This window comes from Salinicola aestuarinus, from assembly GCF_003206645.1.
Taxonomy (GTDB): Bacteria; Pseudomonadota; Gammaproteobacteria; order Pseudomonadales; family Halomonadaceae; genus Salinicola; species Salinicola aestuarinus.
The window spans coordinates 304517-322425 of sequence record NZ_PZJP01000008.1; the positions used below are offsets into that span (position 1 = coordinate 304517).

Genomic DNA, 17909 nt, shown 5'->3' on the forward strand with positions numbered 1-17909 from the left:
ACGAAATCGGTCGATGGCGGTAGCGGGCCTTTCTCACGGCCCGCCCGAACGACCCAGGCTGAAGGTATAGATCAGATCCACAGCCTGGGCCGTGCCTGAAACCGCCTGAAGATAGAGATTCTGGATCAGGCGATAGCGAAGAGTGAGCTCCGCGATGGGAGAGAATATGCCGACGCCATAGCTCACCTTCAAGTCGTCGAAGACATAGCCGCTGACCACGACCTGACTGTCGTCGCCGGACCCCGAGGCATCCAGGCTGAGATCCTCGACGCCGAAGGTTTCCCCGACGCGGCCCACGGCGCTGCCCGTCTGCGAGAGCGACAGTCCGATCAAGGCGGACGCCAGGGCGTCGTCGCCACCGCCGTCGTCATCTGGCGCGCGACCGCGAAGGATGTAAGAAAGCGCGCGACTTTCACTCATCGCCGGCTCGGAGAAGATGGTCAGACGGGGTGTGGATGCCTGCCCGGTCACCCGGAGACCGGCGATGACGTTGTCCTCGGTGGAATCCGGGTTGCGAATCGCCTCGAATCGCAGGCTCGGTTGCGACGCGGGGCCGCTGAATAGGACTTGCCCCTGGCGAATGATCAGATCCTGACCGAATGAGGTGTAGGTGCCGTCGATGAGATTGACGTCGCCGTAAAGCTGTACCGGCCCCGTTCCCTGGCGAATTTCGAGTTCACCCCGCAGCCCCGCTTCCAGACCGTAGGCCTGCAGCTGGACGTCAGGACCCAGATACAGATTGACGCGCACATCGAGCTGCATCCCGGCGTCGGCCAGCGCTTTGGCGGTATCGGCGCCCTCGGCATTGTTGGCGGCGGCCTGGGCGGCATCACGGGTTCGATCCTCCTCCTCGGTGATGATCACGGTGTCGCTGCTGGGCGCCTGAGCCGACGTCGGGAGCTGACCGACCTCGAGCCGGGCCCACGGCACCGTCACGTCGCCGCGCACCTGCAGCCGCTGCGGCATCGCTCGGACTTGAATGTCCGGCGCCACCCGGAGACGGCCAAAGGCCGGCATGGCGATCATCAGCGGCGCTTGCGTGCCATCGATATCGACATTGGCACGCCACTCCGCCGGGTCCTGCCAATCGGCCCCCCCTTCGAGGTCGAGCCGCCCCTCCTCGCTCTGAACGTAACCCTCGAGCGTCGAGGTCTGCCCATCCAGTGCCAGGTCGAGCTGCGCGTCAGTGATCGCAACCGGTGATACGCCGCCGCGCACGCTGACATCGGCGACCCGCACGTTGCCATTTAGAGCCGGCATCGCCAGTGTGCCACCCAGCGCGACATCGCCGTTGATGGCTCCGCTCAGCTCATCGATACCTGCGACCAGTGGCTGATAGGGGGAAAAGCGCAGGTCATCCAGCTGCAGTCGACCCCCGAGCGTACCGGCGCCAGCGGGATCGTCGACGCGCGCCTCCAGACTCAGGGTGCCGGCATCCTCGAGGTTGAGGTCGACCTGTGCATTCGCGCGCTGCTGGTTCGCCTCGAGGGACATCGACAGCGTTACCTGCGGCACCTGCCAGGGCGCACCGCGAGCGTCGACACCGGTGATCAGGGCACGGCTGTCGATATCGGCGTTGGCGCTCCAGGCACTGCCCCCATTCGACCAGCTGGCCACGACGTCGCCGGCGGTTTGTCCTTCGACTCGCCAGCCGTCGGGCATGACATCATCGAGCAGTGCCATCGGCACGTCCTCAAGGTTCAGCGCTGCGCGACCCTGTGCGGCCGAGGCATTCATGCGCTCGGTGAGGCAGAGCGCGCCGCCCTGACGCCGATCCAGGCAGAACGGCGATACCGTAGCACTCGCGCCAGCCAGGTCGGCGTCGACATCGAACGGCGCTCTCAGAGAGACATCGCCGTAGTTTGTCCCCACCTCGAGTGACGAGAGCGTACCGCGGTACCGCTGGTTGGCCTGATTGAGACCGCCGGCGAGCGCCAGCGAGGCCCGGGAGACCGGCAGCCCCTCTCCTCCCGCCACATCGAGGTTGAGACGGTGCTGAGAGAGTCGACCGGTAAGCCCCAACGCCACCCGTTCGATGCGTTGATTCGCGGCTGCGATGCCGCCGGCATCCAGATCGACGTCGAATTCCGGGTCCTCTGTCCCGGTGGACGTTGCCTGCAGCGAGAGCCTGGCGATCCGACTGTCCCCAAAGCCGACATTGCTGCCGTCGAGATCCAGTGCGATCTGCGGGCGCTCGAGTGTGCCACGCCCCTTGAACGTACCGCGTAGCGCGCCGGAAAGCGTCGGCAGGAGGGTCCCCAGCGACGGCGCATCGATACGGCCATCAAGGGTCAGCCGGTCGTCGACACGACCGCTGGCAGTGACCCGATTGCTGCCTTGATGCAGATCGAGCTCGCGAACGTTCCACTGCATGTCACTGTTGCCGTCGAGACGCGCGGCGAGCCGAAGGGGGCGATCCTGCAGCCGCCCGTCGATGGCGAGCTGCGGCAGCGCGAGCTCCCAGCCGCCGTCTTGGCGCATGGCGAATGCCGCGCGCGCCTGGCCGTCGAGGTTACCGGTCACGGCATCGGTGAACGCCTCCAGCGGTAAGTCATCGACGTCGAGATCGAGGCTGGCGGAGGGCGTCGGCGTCCAGCGCACGACACCCTGGCTCTGGAGTTCGCCCCCCTCGCTCGCCAACCGCAGCGGCTGCCATTGAAAATGCTGCAGATCGCCACGGCCCTCGACGCCCAGTCCGATCGGGGGGAGATCCGCGCCCTGCGCTGCGAGATCGACGCTCGCGCGGTAATCGTCGAGCGTGCCCTGGACATCGAGCTGAAGCCGATCCAGTCGATAAGCGGCCTTCGGTTCCATGCCGCTGACGGCTAGCGCGCCCTGAATGGAGGCCGGGTCCAGCTCGCCATCGCCGAAAGCGGCAAGGGTCTGTTGGGGCAGTGGCCAGCGCCACTCGCCCAGCGCTGCATGGATCACGAATGGTACACCCGGTTCAAAGGCCTGAACGCTGGCGTCAATGCTGGCCTCGCCAACCCCCTGGGTATCCAGCGCGATATCGAGATCAGCCAGGGAACCCTGCAGATCGAGGGCAATGCGCTGACCCGCGACGGGTGCTCGATCGATACTGCCCCGCAGCGACAGCGTCAGGGGTAAGTCACCGGTGAGCTCGGCCTTGCCCTCCACGGCAAGATGACCGTCGGGCGCCTCGAGCGTCAGCGATTGCAGCTCGATCTGGCGCTCGACGGCGGAGAGCGACAACGCCAGTCGATCGAGCCGCTGCGGCGTTGGCCCTTCCAGCTCGAGATCACTGATGACCAGGCTCGGCACCTCGAGCTGCAGCGGCAGTTCGAAATCCGGCAGCTCGCGTCGCAGCGTCTGCAGCTGATCCTCAATCGCAGCGACAAGCGGGTTTTCCGTTGCGCGATTCGCGGCACCGCTGACGTTGGCCGCCGCGGCCAGCGTCAGTGCACTCAGCGGGGCGCTGGGTGCACTCTCATCCAATCCCGACGGGAGAGTCGGTACGACATCGGAGAGTGTCGAACCCACATCGGGCGAACCGGCCAGGCGCACCGCCACATCGATCGCGGTGGGCGACACGACGCCATCCCCGAGTCCGGTGACAGCCATGTCGTCGGCGAGGACGTCGACGCTGGGAGAATCGTCAGAAACGTCGGCTGGCGCAGGCGCAGGCAGACGAATACGAGTGCCCTCGAGCGTCGTCGGCAACAGCGCCAGTTGGTTGCCATCCATCGTCGCGCCCGTCTGGAACCTGTCCCAGCCGATGTGCGTGTCGTTGGCGAGTGCGACCTCCACGTCGTCGAGGCTGACGTTACGGATCTCGATGGGAATCGGCGTCGAAATCGTCGGCAGACCGGCATCGCTTTCCGGTGGCGGCTCGGGAGATGTCGCTTCGCTCTGATCGATTCGAATTCTCGCCCCGCTCACGCTGAGATCGTCGAGGCACACTCGTCCCTTGAGCAGGCAGTCGTCAGCCCAGGCAAGATGCAACCGGTCGACGCTCACGTGCAGGGTGGCGACATCGAGCGTCAGCGCGTCGATGGTCAGTTCATCAAGCGGCGCGCCCTCGAAGCGCTCGGCCTGCACCAGCCCACGGGTCTGAGCCTGGTCGAAGAGCCAATGGGCACCCCAGGGCGACAACCCAGCGCCGAGCAGCAACAGCACCATGCCAATCAGACACAGGAGCAGCAGCAGTACCAGCCGAATCAGAACTCCGGCCCGATGGAGAAATGCAGACGCCAAGAGTCCTCCTCGTCATCGAAAGGATGGGCAATGTCGAAACGAATCGGGCCCACGGGAGAGATCCAGCGCACGCCGAGGCCTGCGCCGGTCTTGAGTTCTTCAGGCCACCACTCGTCGAAGGCGTCGCCGGAATCCACGAAGGTGGCACTCCAGAAGTTTCCGGTCAGATGGCGCTGATACTCGAGGCTGCCGGTCAGCATGTGCTGCCCGCCCAGAAGCTCACCGTCATCGTTTTCCGGCGACAGAGTCTCGTAGGAGTAGCCACGAATGCTCTGATCGCCACCGGCGAAAAAGCGCAGTGACGGCGGTATCTTGTCGAAGGTGTTGGTGGCCATGGCACCGCCCCCCAGCCGCCCTACGAAGCGGTTTTCCGTACCGAGTGTACGAATCCAGTGCGAGTTGAAGGTGGTACGAACGAAACGTGCGTCCGACCCCCAGGCGGGGTCGGACCACTCCAGAGTGAGCTGCTGCTTGTCGCCCCAGCTGGGGAATGTCGCGTTACGCTTGCGCGTCCGGGACCAGCTGATGCCCGGATAGAGCAGCAGCACGGCATCGTCCTGATCCGCCTGAGTGAAGTCCTCGTAGGTCGTCTGCCAATAGAGGTCCTGAATCCAGCCGTTGGCGAACTCCCAGTGCCGTGCCACCTGCACCGAGCTTTCAAAGCTCTCGGTGTCTTCGTTGTCGACGCTCTCGAGCCCGTAGCGGACGCGGTAGCTATCCCGCAGCGGGTTCTCGAGCGGGATGCTGTACTCTCCAGAAAAACGCTGCTCCGGCGCGGAGAGATAGAACGAGTTGGTCAGACTGTGACCGTAGCGGTTGAGCCACGGCATCGTCCAAGAGAATTGGGTCCGCGGCCCCACGTCGGTGGCAAAGCCAACCCCGACTTCAAACTGGTGACGATCCGCCGGCGTGAGTTCGACGTCCACCGGCACGATGGTGGGCCGACTATCGGTAATCTGGCGCGCGACCTGTAGGCCGGCACCGCCCAGCACCTGCCCCGGATCCAGCGTGGTATCGCGCCCGGTCGCCTCGCGCCACCAGACGCTGGGGGCCGGCGGCTGGGAGTCTTCATTGATCCGCGGGCGAACCGAGACGCCACGAAACCATTCCGTCTGCCCCAGATTCTGACTCAGCACGGCGAGATCCCCGGCCAGGTAAGGGTCGTTGGGCGCGAACGGGACCATGGTATGCAGGCGTTCTCGGTCGATCTGACTGCCGCGAAAATAGACGTGGCCGAAGCGGTAGCGGTCACCGCTGTCCATATCGAGAAAGATGCGGGCACTCTCTTCCCAGGGCCTGACCTCGATGCGCTGCTGGCGAAAACGGGAGTTGAAGTAGCCTCGCTCGAGCGCCAGTGTCGATAGCCGACTCTTGAAGCTGTCGTAGCTAGCGTGCACGAGCGGGTCGCCAACCTTCAGCGGATTGGCAGCGAGTGCCTCGTCGAAAGCCTCGTCCTGCTCGGCGTCACCGCGGACGCCGACATCGAGCTGCGTGATGTGGGTGCGCTCGCCCGGGTCGACATCGATGATCACGCTGACATCCGTCTCGCCGGCATAGGTCGTGGCGAGCGCTGCGCCGTAATAGCCGTAAGCCTGCAGCGCCTTTTGCGCACGTTCACGAACCACGCCATCCAGGCGTTCCCGTGTCGCCTGGCTCTCGGGCTCGAGGTCCGACAGAATGTCGACGATATTGTCGGCGGCCGCGCCGGAGAGGCCGCGGACTTCGGCCTCGAGCGCCAATGCCGGGGTCGCCATGGGCAGTGCGAGGACAACGAACACCGCCGCGACGAGCGACGAGCGTCGTCGTCGGGTTAGCACGACTGGCGCGAATGCGGACATGAGTTCAGCCTCCGCCGCGCTGAAGATTGGCCACGTCGGTCATCAGAGACGTCACCCGGCGTGTCAGCTGGGCGCGGCTGGCATCAAGGGATTCCAGGCGCTCCCGAATCTCGCGAATCTGATCACGGCTGACGCCGCTTGGCAGGTTGCTGACGCGAGTCTGTACGCCTTCGACGGCTGCACTCAGTGCGGTCTGCCCCTGGCGCAGTTCAATGAGCCCACCTTTTAGACTCGCAACGTCCGCCGCGGAGGGCGTCTCTCGGCTCGATAGCGAGTCGACTTGATCTTCCAGTCTCGTCATCGAGCCCTGCAGCGTCTGGACCGTCGCTGCCAGTCCCTCGATCGCGTCGTTGCCCGCGCCCGCTTCGCCCTGCTGATCTACCTGATCAGCCAGTGCCGCCTGACGCTGCGTCAGCGAGTCGACGCTTGAGGACACTGCCTGCTGACGGGACGCTAGCTGCTCGCTCCGCGAACGCGTGGCATCGAGCGTCTGGCTCAGCGCGTCGAGACGCTCGCCGACGCCCGTTTCGAAATCCTCAAGCGTGGCGATGCGTGCGCCGAGCGCGCCACGTTCGTCCTCGGCGGTATTCTCCAGAGCAGAAAAGGAATCCTGCAGCGCCGTGATCAGCGTCCGCTGATTGTCGACGATGGTGCGGAGGTCATCGACGCGCGCCTCCAGGTCGCTGCGGTCACTGGCGTCAGCGAGCCGGGTCTCGAGGCTGCCGGTGGCCGCACGCGTGGCTTCGAGGCGCTGTTCGAGATCGTCGACACTCGCCCGCAGGTCCTCGCCGGCGCTATCGATCGTCGATCCTGTCGCCGCGATGCGCTGATCCATTCGCTCGAACCTCGCGTTCCATGCCTGCCGGTCGTGCTGGTACTGCCAGATGACGGCACCGAGGGCGCCCACGAGAAGCAGAATCAGTAGCCAAAGTGGCCAGACCCGTGGCCCCCGCTGAGTCGCGCGGGTCGTGTGCGAGGACGACCGGCGAGGCGCCGTCGCGTCGCGCCGGTCTGGGACGATGTGGCCATCGGAAGCGTGGCGGTCACTGATCGAGGGCCTGGAAGCGCCCGAGCGGCGAGAATCGGATGAGTCGTCGGAGGGGGGCATTGCCGTGAATCACCTTACCGATGAGGAGCTGGACCAATGATGAAGGGTAACGTCGGCGAAAGCGACGACGCGCCGGCTGAGTGTCAGTCGATCACTGTCGGGGTCGTTCACTCCCTGACAGCGACAGTGCGGGAATCTACAGTCGAGTACCTCGGGTACCGGTGCCCCGCGCCGAGTACCCGATTCATCCGGGTTCGACGTCATAAAGGCACTGTAGCCCGTCAGAGACCGGCCGCGATAGCATACGCGCTCAATCGCCACCGTCCAGAGCTCTCATGACGCCTCTTTCGACCGATATCGATCGTCTTTCTGGCTTGCCCGAACACGGCGAACGCGCACCCTCGACGGCAGGCTTCGAGCTGCCGGCACTGCCGTTCGAACGGCACTCCCTCGAGCCGGCCATTTCTCGTGCCCAGATCGACCTGCTCTATAGCTATTATCACCGTTCACAGATCGACCAGGTCAACCGCGCGGCCACCTCTAACGCCGCCGGGCAATCGCTGGCGACGCTCGCCACCGGCACCGCTTTCAGCGCTGCCACTGCCGCCGGTGAGGCGTGGAATCTCACCGCTTTCTGGCACGGCCTGACGGCGCGTCCGGCGTCGGCACCGGCGTCGATGACGCGGGCGGTCAACCGGGACTTCGGGAGTTGGGGGGATCTCGCCTCGCGTTGGCGCCAAACCATCGCCTCGAGCGATGCGCCCTGGAGCTGGCTAGTGATGACGCCCAGGGGAGAATTGCAGACGCAGTCGACGCGACAGGGAGAGCGGCCGGCCGACGCCATTCCACTGCTGGCGATCGCGCTGATGCCGGATGCCTATCGTCTGGATTTCTCCAGCGACCGCTCGGCCTACTTCGATGCGCTCTGGCCACTGCTGAACTGGGAGTATGCCGCGCTCTGCCTGAATGTCTCGTCACCCGACGAGTCTGCCGTCGACTAAGGCCACCGGGGCCGCCGGACCGTCAAGCGACAGCGCCCGGCGGGAATACCGCCGGGCGCTGTCACCGGAGAGCCGCGGCGAGTCACTCGCCGCGGCGGCCGATCCCCCGGTAGGTCAACCCTCTCGATGCCACGTAGGACGGATCATAGATGTTGCGACCGTCGAGGATCAGTGGCGTTTTCATTGCCTGCAGCAATCGACGCCAATCCGGGTTCCAGTAGCATTTCCACTCGGTGACGAGCATGAGGGCATCGGCGCCTTCGCAGGCATCGTAGAAATCACCCTCACAGAGCGTGAGCAGCGGTTGGTCCGGGTACAGCTCGCCGAGCGCGTGAAGTGCCGCCGGGTCGTGTAGCCGCACCTTGACGCCCTGGGCCCACAGCGCTTCGAGCAGTGTCAGCACCGGCGCGTGATCGATGCGCGCCGTGCCGGGCTTGAACGCAGCCCCCCAGATCGCCACGGTCCGCCCTTCCAACTCCCCGTGGAAGTGATTCCACAGCTTGCGGAACAGTGTCTCCTTCTTGCTCTCGTTGATATCGAGCACGTGTTCGAGCAGGTGTGACTCCCGCCCCGTGGAGTGCTGGACATCGGCGAGACGCATCAGATCCCGCGAGAAACTCGGGCCACCAAAACCGCAGCCCGGGTAGAGGTACTCGAACCCGATTCGAGTATCGGCCCCCATGCCCTGACGAACGTACTCGACATCCACGCCGAGGGAGTCGGCCAGCCCGGCGAGTTCGTTCATGAAGCTGATACGTGTGGCCAGCATCCCGTTGATCGCGAGTTTGGTGAGCTCCGCGGCACGGCGAGGCATCAGCTGAAACACCTCGTGGCGCCGGTTGAACGCGCGCAGCAGTTCGCGTATCTGCTGCGTCGCCCACTCATCCTCGCTACCGAGGAGCCAGTGCGCCGGACGCGTAAAGGTCTCCCACGCCCTGCCCTCTTCCAGACGGTCTGGGAGTGCAACGGCTACCTGGCCGCTGTGGCCGAGAAGCGCTTCGAGCTTCTCGGTCTGGCCAACGGGAAATGTCGAGTTGTTGACGATGACCAGCGGCGTGGACTGCCGTCCAGGCACCTCTTCGACGAAGCGTTCAGCGGCATCACGCTGCTCGGGTGACAGCGCGAGCCAGTGAATGTCGGCCTCGAGCGCCTCGGGCACACTGTCGAGCACGGTGAGCTGCCCCGTCGCCTGACCGGCCTCGATCTGCGCCTTGAGGCCGGGTTCGCTGGTCAGCCAGTCACTGTTTTCCAGACTCGCCCAGGGGGAATCCGGATGCGCGAGCCAGGTAACCTGGTGCCCGACCCAGCAAAGTGCTGCGGCGGCGGTTGCCGCGGCCAGTTCGCTACCATGTACGACCACCCGCATGGGTTTACTCCTCAGTCGCGTATTGCTTGATCAACTGGCGAAAGCCTTCGCCGAGCTTGGCATGCTTACGCCCGAGCGCCAGCGTTGCCTCGAGATAGCCCAACTGGCTACCACAGTCATAGGTCTGGCCCTGCATGCGGTAAGCGGCGGCACCGCTCTTCTGGCGCAACGTTTCAATGGCATCCGTGAGCTGGATTTCGTTGCCGGCCCCGGGCCGGGTTTCGGCCAGGATCGGGAAGATGTCGCCAGGCAGCAGGTAACGTCCGATCACCGCGAGCGTCGACGGCGCCTCTTCCACCTTGGGCTTTTCGACCATGCCGGTCAGCGGCGCGCTTTCGCCGGCAGCGGGTTCGTTACCCTCGAGGGCCACGATGCCGTACTTGTGCGTCAGCTCGCGAGGGACGGTCTCGACCATGATCTGAGCATTGCCCGTACGGTCGTACGCGTCGATCATTCCGGCAAGATCGTTGTGGGCCAGGCCCTCGTCGTCGATCAGCACATCGGGGAGCAGCACGGCGAAAGGGTCGCTGCCGATCACCGGGCGAGCGCAGAGAATCGCATGACCCAGGCCCAGCGCTTCATGCTGGCGGACACTGATGACGTTGACGTCATCCGGGATGATGTTCCGCAGTTCCTCGAGCAGCTCGTCCTTACCCTTCGCTTCCAGCTGATGCTCGAGCTCGAAATGCTTGTCGAAGTGGTTCTCGATCGCGCTCTTGGAAGAGTGAGTGACCAGCACGATTTCCTTGATCCCAGCCTTTACCGCCTCGGTTACCACGTACTGGATCACCGGTTTGTCGACGATGGTGATCATTTCCTTGGGGATCGCCTTGGAGGCAGGCAGGCAGCGGGTGCCGAATCCGGCAACAGGTAGTACGGCCTTGCGGATCATATTAGGGTCCTTCCCTTCCTGAGTCTGAAGTAACGCGTGTCGGCATTACGGCGAACGCTCGGGGCATAGCTTAACGGGCGATTTGTCTGAATCACAATCGCGAGACACCCGGCCTCATCGAGGTTTTGCCAACGTGGCGCCCGAAGAAGCTACCGTCCATAGTAGACTACCGCAAAGCTCGCTGACGTGACGCGATGCCGGGGCTCGTTACCTCGCGTCGTTATCGTTACGAGCAGACGTCGAATCTTCCGGGAAGGAAACGCATCCATGACACAGACGCAGGAAACCGGGGCGACAAACGCCAACGTCGATCGTGCCGAGATCGCCAAATTCGATGCGCTAGCCGGACGCTGGTGGGACCGTGAAGGCGAGTTCAAACCGCTACACGAGATCAACCCCCTTCGGCTGGGATTCATCGATCAGCACGTTTCACTCGCTGGCAAGCAGGTGATCGACGTCGGCTGCGGCGGCGGCATCCTCAGCGAAGCGATGGCACAGCGTGGCGCCACCGTCACCGGTATCGATCTCGGTGAAGCCCCCCTGTCCGTGGCGCGGCTTCATCAGATGGAGAGCGGTGTCGAAGTCGACTATCGACACGCCAGCGTGGAAACGATGGCCGAAGAACGGCCAGGCGAGTTCGACGTGGTGACCTGCCTCGAAATGATCGAGCACGTGCCCGACCCGAGCTCCGTGATCCAGGCCTGCGCCAAGCTCGTCAAACCCGGTGGGCATCTTTTCTTTTCGACCATCAATCGCAACCCGAAGTCCTACGCGTTCGCCATCCTCGGGGCCGAGTATGTGCTTCGCCTCTTGCCCCGCGGGACGCATGAGTATCGCAAGTTCATCAAGCCGTCTGAGCTTTCAGCCTGGTGCCGTGAGTACGGCCTCGAGTTCCGAAACCAGACCGGGCTTACGTACAACCCGTTGACCCAGCGCTACCGATTGACCGCTCACGACGTGAGCGTCAACTACATGGTTCACGTGACGCCGACCTGGACCGGCGACGCGGATTCATGAGCCAGATCAGTCAGCCGCGCGGCCTGCTTTTCGATCTCGACGGGACCCTGGTCGACACGGCACCCGACCTGGCCGAAGCGACCAACCGGCTACGCGAATACCATGGCCTGGCGCGACTGCCTTACCCGACGCTGAGAGCCAAGGTGTCTCAAGGCGGCGCCGCGCTGGTCACATTGGCACTGGCGATCGACGCCGATCATCCCGAGCATGCCGCCGCGCGGGAGTACCTGTTATCGCGCTACGCCGAGATCGTCGCTGAAGAGAGTCGCGTCTTTCCGGGACTGGAGACATTGCTCGCGCGCTGGCAGGCCGCGGGCCTGCCATGGGGCATCGTGACCAATAAGCCAAGACGCTTCGCCGAACCGCTGATTGCCGCGCTCGGACTGGCGCCGGGGGGGATGATCTGCGCCGACGATCTCCCCGTGCGCAAACCGGACCCACGGCCGCTGCTCGAGGCGGCGAGCGCCATCGGCGTTGCGCCCGGCGAGTGCTGGTACCTGGGTGATCATTGTCGCGACATGGAAGCCGCGCGTGCCGCCGGTATGCCGGCGATAGCGGTCCGTTACGGCTATCTGGACGAGAACGACCAGCCGGAGAACTGGCCGGCGGACCGCTGGTTCGAGTCGCCGGCAGAGCTGGCCGCCGCGTTGACTCGTTTGATTCGATGAGGGGGAACTGAGAGGCGTGGCGCGGCGGCGGTAGACGCCGCGCGGTCTCGTCAGTGACGCGGCGGTTGAGCGTCGAATGCCTCGCCGGTCACGCCCAGGCTTTCTGGCCCCATGAGCCAGAGGTAGGTGGGCACGATCTCTGCCGGGGTGCGAAGCACTGCTGGGTCCTCATCGGGGTAGGCGGCACGGCGCATGTCGGTTCGCGTCGCCCCCGGGTTGAGGGAGTTGAAACGAAGCGTGGAATCGCGGTGCTCGTCGGCCAGAATCTGCATCACCCCTTCGGTCGCAAACTTTGACGTCGAGTACGCGCCCCACCCGGCCCGCCCCCGACGACCGACACTCGAGGAGGTGAATACCGTCGAGGCATTCGGCGCGGCCTGAAGCAACGGTAGCAGCGCCTGAGTCAGGCTCACGGCTGCCATCACGTTGACCTGCATCACGCTCGCCCAGGTTTCCAGGTCGTAATCGGCGACGTTGACTCTTTCACCGAGCTGGCTGGCGTTGTGAAGCAGGCCATCGAGCTTGCCAAACGCCTCGTCGATCGTGGCGGCGAGGCTTGCAAAGTCCTGGACGGTGGCGCTCTCGAGGTTGAGCGGGAAAATGGCCGGCTTCGGGGCACCCATCGCTTCGATCTCGTCATAGACGCTCTTGAGGCGATTGACGCTCCTGCCGACCAGCACCACGGTGGCGCCATGGCGCGCGTACTCGAGCGATACCGCACGGCCGATGCCGGCGCTGGCGCCGGTCACGAGTATCACCTTGCCGGCAAGCAGGTCCGAAGGCGCTCGATAGTCCATGTGGCAGTTCATGTCGTTGTCTCCCACCCCGGCCGCTTCTTCAAGCCCTGTCAGCCACCGAGCTGACTGAGGAAATCTTCCGCCATTTCAGCGGCATTGCTGCTGGCATAGTCGTCTCGTACCCGCTGGAGCAGTTCGCGGCTACCCTGCGTGTCGCCCTGGCGCGCCTTGAGCAAGCCAAGCTTATACAGCGCGTCCGGCACCTTGTTGCTCTGCGGATAGTCATCAATCACCGTCTGAAAGGCATCGACCGCTTCATCGGTATCGGACTGTGCTGAGTAAAGCTCGCCAAGCCAATAGTGCGCATTGGGCAAAAGGCTCGACTGCGGATAATTCGTGACGAAGTCATTGAACGAGGCAATAGCGGCCGAGAACTGTCGCGACTGGACCTGCTGAAAGGCTGCCTGGTAGGCGTCACGTCCATCGCCTGAATTCGCTGCCGGCTCCGGCGAGCTGGCGGGCGTCGGCGCAAGGGTGTCCGCTGCCTGATCCTCGGGGGTGTCCGCAGCGCCCTCGTCGCTCACGTCACTGCTCGGCTGATCGATGTCCGAGGCGGTGTCCGCGCCCGAAAGTCGGTCGTCGAGATCGAGATACTGCTGCTGCGTCTGCTGCTTGAGCTGCTCCAACTGATAGCGAAGCTCCTCGACCTGGCCACGCAACTGCTGAACCTGCTGGCGATTGTCCTGTAGCTGATTGAGAAGCGTCAGTGTTCCACCACCCTCCTGGCGGACCTGCGTCTCGTTATAGAAGCCGCCCGATTGCCCCGTAAGGTCATCGACGACCGGTTGTTGAGCCCATACGGACAGCGGGAGCACCAGGGCTCCCGCGCCGCACAGTCTTTTCAGACCGTGTTTCATGCTGATCTCCGTCGCCGTTTAGTACGAGAATACGACGCGACGGTTCTGGGCGTAAGCCTGTTCGGAGTGACCCTGTACCGCGGGACGCTCTTCACCATAGCTAACGATAGAGATCTGCGACGGAGACACACCCTGAACGGTGAGGTACTGCTCGACAGCCTGTGCACGGCGCTCGCCGAGACCCAGGTTGTATTCACGAGTACCGCGCTCGTCGGCATGGCCCTGCAGCGTCACGTTGGTGCCAGTGTTCGCCATCAGATACTGAGCGTGGCCGCGCAGCACGGACTCGAATTCCGGCCGGATCTCTTCGCTGTCGAACGCGAAGTAGATTGTGTTGACGGACGGACGCTGCTGGTCAGCGTTCATGCCGGAACCCGACGTGTTCTGGCCAGTGGTCATACCCTGACCGGAAGCGCCGCCGGCCGTGCCATCCATGTTCCCTTCCTGGGTGCCACCGCTGCTAGAACAGCCAGCTACGACTGCCAAAGACAGCGCGATTGCCAACGTCTTGGCGTGGGTCTTGAATTGCATTGTCATCTCCTTGCTCGGATATCGAATGACACTAATGATTTTAGTCATTTAGTTCAGAAACGGCGACCATGCAGGCTCTCGCACATCGCCTTGCGGTGAGGGCAGACGGAAGGACGCGCGTCCATCCGAAGATACTGCCCCCAACACCCCTTGCGACCCTTGTTGGGTAGCGAAGATTACCATGGTGCCATTGGGTGCGACACTGGGGGACTCATCCCAGCGCGAATCAGTCAAGACGGTAACTCGCCCCGTGTCCAGCTCCTGCTTCGCGATGTGATAGCCACTGTCATCACGTGTCACCATGTAAATTTGATTGCCGTCCGGCGAGAATCGGCCGTCCGAGTTGTAACTCCCCGTGAACGTGAGGCGTTCCGCGTTACCCCCGCCGGCACCCATGCGATAGAGCTGAGGCGCCCCACTTCGGTCCGAGGTGAACACGATCGAACTGCCGTCGGGTGACCAGTCGGGTTCGGTCTCGATGGCGCGACTGTTGGTCAGACGCGTCAACTGGCGCGAGCCGAGGTCCATCACATAGATCTCCGGCTGACCATCCTTGGAGAGCGACATGGCGAGCCGACGCCCGTCCGGCGACCAGGCTGGCGCCCCATTGATGCCGTTGAAGGAAGTCAGGCGGACTCGCTCTCCGGTTGAGGCGTTCTGGACATAAATGGCGGAGTTACCCGACTCGAAAGAGACGTAGGCGATCTTCTGACCGTCCGGGGACCACACCGGTGAGAGGATCGGGTCGTCGGAGGAGAGAACCTGCTGGCTATTATGGCCGTCGGCATCGGCGACGTAGAGGGCATAGCGAGCGCTGTCGCCGGCACCACTGGCCGAGACATAGGCAACGCGAGTCGAGAACGCACCGCGAATGCCGGTGATCGCCTCGAAGATCTGGTCGCTAATATAGTGAGCACTCGCGCGAAGATTCCCCGGCTGAGACGTCACCGTCTCGCCCAGCATGCGTTTGCCGCCGAAGACATCCATCAGCTCGTAGGCGATACGATAGCCGTCACCCTGTGGCTCGATGCGGCCGACGACAAGATATCGCGCGTTGACCCGTTTCCAGTCGTCGTAGAACACGTCCTCGCTGCTGCTGGGCAGGGAAATCAACGCATTGCGACCCAGTGGTGAGAATTGACCGCTGTGCTCGAGGTCATCGCTGACGATCTGCGCGACATCCTGCGGCAGTCCGCCCTGGCCCTCGAACTCGAAAGGCACGACCGCGATGGGCGTTGCCTGATCGCTGCCGCGGTTAATCTCGATCGTGAGGTTCTGAGCCTGTGCCGAGGTCGACAGGCAGAGCCAGATCACCATCGTCGTCAGCCAGGCGGTGGCGATCGCCTTCCATCCTCGTAACATCCGTTGTTTCATCACTGCACGTCTCCGGGTGTGAATTTGAGATTGAAATCGCGGAATTTTCGCTGCAGCCCCGGGTCCAGCTGCCTCAGCTCACGGAACGGCGATGCGGCTTCGACGGCCTGGGTCGCAGAGCGATCGAAAGCCGGATTGCCGCTGCTGCGTGTCACCGTCGCGGCGAGCAGCTCGCCCGATGGCCCCAGCCTGACCCGGACCTGCGTGACGAGGTCCCCGGCCGCATTGGCTGGGGGATGCCAGCGATCCTCGACCGCGCGCTTCACCAGATTAATGAAGTTGTTGGATGCCTGACTCGACTGTTGAGCATTGGCGATCCGCTCCTGCTCGTTGGCGATCGAATCGGCCAGCGCATCCTGACTCGCGGCCTCAGCTGCGGCGCGTGCGGCCTCTTCCTGCCGACGTTTCTCTGCCGCTTCCTCCTCACGACGTTTCTCGGCAGCCTCTTCCTGACGCTGCTGCTCGGCGGCTTCTTCCTGGCGTTGTTGCTCTGCCGCTTCTTCCTCTCGGCGCTTCTCAGCGGCCTCTTCCTGCCGCTGCTGCTCGGCGGCTTCTTCCTGGCGTTGCTGCTCGGCCGCTTCTTCCTCCTGGCGCTGCTGCTCGGCCGCTTCTTCTTCTCGGCGCTTTTCAGCGGCTTCTTCCTGGCGCTGCTTCTCGGCTTCGGCCTGCTCACGCGCCTGCACCTGCTGCTGGCGTTCCGCCTCGGCCTCCTGCCGCTGGGCTTCGGCCTGCTGTCGCTCAGCGGCGGCCTGCTCTGCGGCCTGCTGACGTCGCTCGGCCTCTGCCTGAGCCTGCTCGGCGGCAGCCTGTCGCTCGGCATCCGCCTGCGCCTGACGGTCGGCGGCCTGCTGTTCAGCTTGCGCCTCGTCCGCGGCGGCTTGCGCTGCCGCCGCATCGGCCTCGGCCTGACGCTGCGCCTCCTCCTCGGCCTGACGTTGGGCGTTCCTCGCCCGCGACTCCTGCGCATACTGAGCCTGGTCGGTCGCCGTGACGTCGCTGACCAGCGTCGCCTGAACCACAGAAGACGAACTCGGCTCCGGTTCGCTCTCCGGCAAGCGCAGGATCGTCAGCAATAACGCGATGACATGGATACCGATCGCCAGTATGACGGGTAGGCCGTAGCCGTTACGGCGCATTCGCTTCGCCATTCTGGTTCCTTACCCGTTGTCGCTCGAGGGCGGCTCGGAGATCAGCCCGACATTGGCGACGCCTGCCATCTGCAGCGTGCTCATCAGCGTTACGACCTGACCATAGGAGGCGTTGCGATCACCTCGTACCATGACCGGGGTATTCGGGTTGCTCTCCAGGATCGCGACCACCTGGTCGCCCACCGTCTGCAGTGTCACCGGACGGTCCTGGTCTCCCAGAGAAATGTAATACTCACCGTCGCTATCCACAGAAACGACAATCGGCTCCTGTTCGTCGGTATCGATCGGCTCCGACGTCACCTGTGGCAGGTCGACCTGAACGCCCTGCGTGAGCATCGGCGCGGTGATCATGAAGATCACCAGCAGTACGAGCATGACGTCGATGAACGGAACGACGTTGATCTCGCCCATCGGTTTACGCCGCTGATTGCGACTGTAGGGTCCAGCCATGGGAGATCTCCGACTCAGGCAGCCTGGTTACCACGGCCCTGCAGGTTGCGGTGCAGGATCGAGTGGAACTCTTCGGCGAAATCTTCGTAGTCACCGAGCAGGCGACTCGCGACCGCCGACAGCCGGTTGTAGAAAATGACCGCCGGGATCGCGGCAAAGAGGCCCATCGCCGTCGCGACCAGCGCCTCGGCAATCCACGGCGCCACCGTCGAGAGCGTGGCCTGCTGAGCCATCGATAGGCTCTGGAACGAGCCCATGATGCCCCAGACGGTACCGAACAGACCGATATAGGGACTGGCGGAAGCCACCGTCGCCAGCAAGGTCAGATGGACGTTGAGACGATCTTCCTCACGGGAGAGCGCTACGCGTTGCGCGCGCTGCACGCCATCGAGCACGGCCTCGCTGCTCCGCGTCTTCGGCATCAACCGATTGAATTCACGAAACCCCGAGCGGAATACGTGCTCGGCACCCTGCGCCTCGTGGTTCTCCGGAACATCCTTGTAGAGTTCGTTGAGGTCGATACCCGACCAGAACCGCTCGTCGAAAGCTTTCTGCTCCTTGCGCGCCTTGGACAGTGCAAAGCTGCGCTGGAAAATGACGACCCAGGAGGCGATCGAAGCGGCCAAGAGGAGGATCATGACCAGTTGAACCACCAGACTGGCGTTCATGATCAGATGGGGGATGGACATGGAGTCGTTCACGTAAAT

General features: G+C 63.9%; 15 protein-coding genes. 3 read left to right on the top strand and 12 right to left on the bottom strand.

The genetic code is table 11. The features are described from left to right. Window positions 1-33 precede the first annotated feature (33 nt). From tamB to DOM41_RS13385, 3 genes are read right to left on the bottom strand one after another with little or no spacing between them, the layout of a single operon-like run. Window positions 34-4215, bottom strand: a complete 4182-nt coding sequence (gene tamB / locus DOM41_RS13375) for an autotransporter assembly complex protein TamB (RefSeq protein WP_110687349.1) — start codon at window positions 4213-4215, stop codon at window positions 34-36. Further along, window positions 4179-6053 carry an autotransporter assembly complex protein TamA gene (gene tamA, locus DOM41_RS13380; RefSeq protein ID WP_110687350.1) on the bottom strand — a complete coding sequence of 625 codons (1875 nt, stop codon included), beginning with the start codon at window positions 6051-6053 and terminating at the stop codon, window positions 4179-4181. The genes tamB and tamA overlap by 37 nt, the downstream gene beginning before the upstream one ends. Window positions 6054-6057: 4 nt before the next feature. After that, window positions 6058-6888 (bottom strand): coiled-coil domain-containing protein, encoded by an 831-nt coding sequence (locus DOM41_RS13385; RefSeq protein ID WP_110687351.1) that lies wholly within the window; start codon window positions 6886-6888, stop codon window positions 6058-6060. A gap of 548 nt (window positions 6889-7436) precedes the next feature. On the opposite strand from DOM41_RS13385, the gene DOM41_RS13390 reads away from it, so the two are divergent. Further along, window positions 7437-8102 carry a superoxide dismutase gene (locus DOM41_RS13390; RefSeq protein ID WP_110687352.1) on the top strand — a complete coding sequence of 222 codons (666 nt, stop codon included), beginning with the start codon at window positions 7437-7439 and terminating at the stop codon, window positions 8100-8102. Window positions 8103-8184: 82 nt separating this feature from the next. On the opposite strand, the gene DOM41_RS13395 is transcribed toward DOM41_RS13390, so the two are convergent. Continuing rightward, window positions 8185-9468 carry a nucleotide sugar dehydrogenase gene (locus DOM41_RS13395; RefSeq protein ID WP_110687353.1) on the bottom strand — a complete coding sequence of 428 codons (1284 nt, stop codon included), beginning with the start codon at window positions 9466-9468 and terminating at the stop codon, window positions 8185-8187. A 4-nt stretch (window positions 9469-9472) separates the two neighbouring features. Continuing rightward, on the bottom strand, window positions 9473-10360 hold the full coding sequence (gene galU / locus DOM41_RS13400) for a UTP--glucose-1-phosphate uridylyltransferase GalU (protein ID WP_110687354.1): 888 nt from the start codon (window positions 10358-10360) through the stop codon (window positions 9473-9475). Window positions 10361-10627: 267 nt separating this feature from the next. On the opposite strand from galU, the gene ubiG reads away from it, so the two are divergent. Together ubiG and DOM41_RS13410 are read left to right on the top strand one after the other, a co-directional pair. Continuing rightward, window positions 10628-11377 carry a bifunctional 2-polyprenyl-6-hydroxyphenol methylase/3-demethylubiquinol 3-O-methyltransferase UbiG gene (gene ubiG, locus DOM41_RS13405; RefSeq protein ID WP_110687355.1) on the top strand — a complete coding sequence of 250 codons (750 nt, stop codon included), beginning with the start codon at window positions 10628-10630 and terminating at the stop codon, window positions 11375-11377. After that, the gene (locus DOM41_RS13410) at window positions 11374-12045 is read left to right on the top strand and encodes an HAD-IA family hydrolase (protein ID WP_110687356.1); all 672 of its coding nucleotides are present in this window, start codon (window positions 11374-11376) and stop codon (window positions 12043-12045) included. Before ubiG ends, DOM41_RS13410 begins: the two co-directional genes overlap by 4 nt. Before the next feature lie 50 nt (window positions 12046-12095). Here the strand turns inward: DOM41_RS13410 and DOM41_RS13415 are convergent, their stop codons facing one another. From DOM41_RS13415 to tolQ, 7 genes are read right to left on the bottom strand one after another with little or no spacing between them, the layout of a single operon-like run. Then, window positions 12096-12854: a YciK family oxidoreductase gene (locus tag DOM41_RS13415; RefSeq protein WP_110687357.1), complete on the bottom strand. Its 759-nt coding sequence runs from the start codon at window positions 12852-12854 to the stop codon at window positions 12096-12098. Window positions 12855-12892: 38 nt separating this feature from the next. Next, entirely contained in the window at window positions 12893-13699 is an 807-nt protein-coding gene (ybgF, locus tag DOM41_RS13420; RefSeq protein WP_110687358.1) for a tol-pal system protein YbgF, read from the bottom strand. Between the two features lie 18 nt (window positions 13700-13717). Then, a complete protein-coding gene (pal, locus tag DOM41_RS13425; RefSeq protein ID WP_110687359.1) occupies window positions 13718-14230 on the bottom strand; it encodes a peptidoglycan-associated lipoprotein Pal in 513 nt (170 codons plus the stop codon). Between the two features lie 48 nt (window positions 14231-14278). Beyond that, entirely contained in the window at window positions 14279-15592 is a 1314-nt protein-coding gene (gene tolB, locus DOM41_RS13430; RefSeq protein WP_110687360.1) for a Tol-Pal system beta propeller repeat protein TolB, read from the bottom strand. Between the two features lie 11 nt (window positions 15593-15603). Continuing rightward, window positions 15604-16752 (bottom strand): cell envelope integrity protein TolA, encoded by a 1149-nt coding sequence (gene tolA / locus DOM41_RS13435; protein WP_110687361.1) that lies wholly within the window; start codon window positions 16750-16752, stop codon window positions 15604-15606. Between the two features lie 9 nt (window positions 16753-16761). After that, window positions 16762-17202, bottom strand: coding sequence for a protein TolR (tolR, locus tag DOM41_RS13440; protein WP_110687362.1), 441 nt, complete (start codon window positions 17200-17202; stop codon window positions 16762-16764). A 14-nt stretch (window positions 17203-17216) separates the two neighbouring features. Next, window positions 17217-17891 (bottom strand): protein TolQ, encoded by a 675-nt coding sequence (tolQ, locus tag DOM41_RS13445; protein WP_188112404.1) that lies wholly within the window; start codon window positions 17889-17891, stop codon window positions 17217-17219. Window positions 17892-17909: the final 18 nt, after the last annotated feature.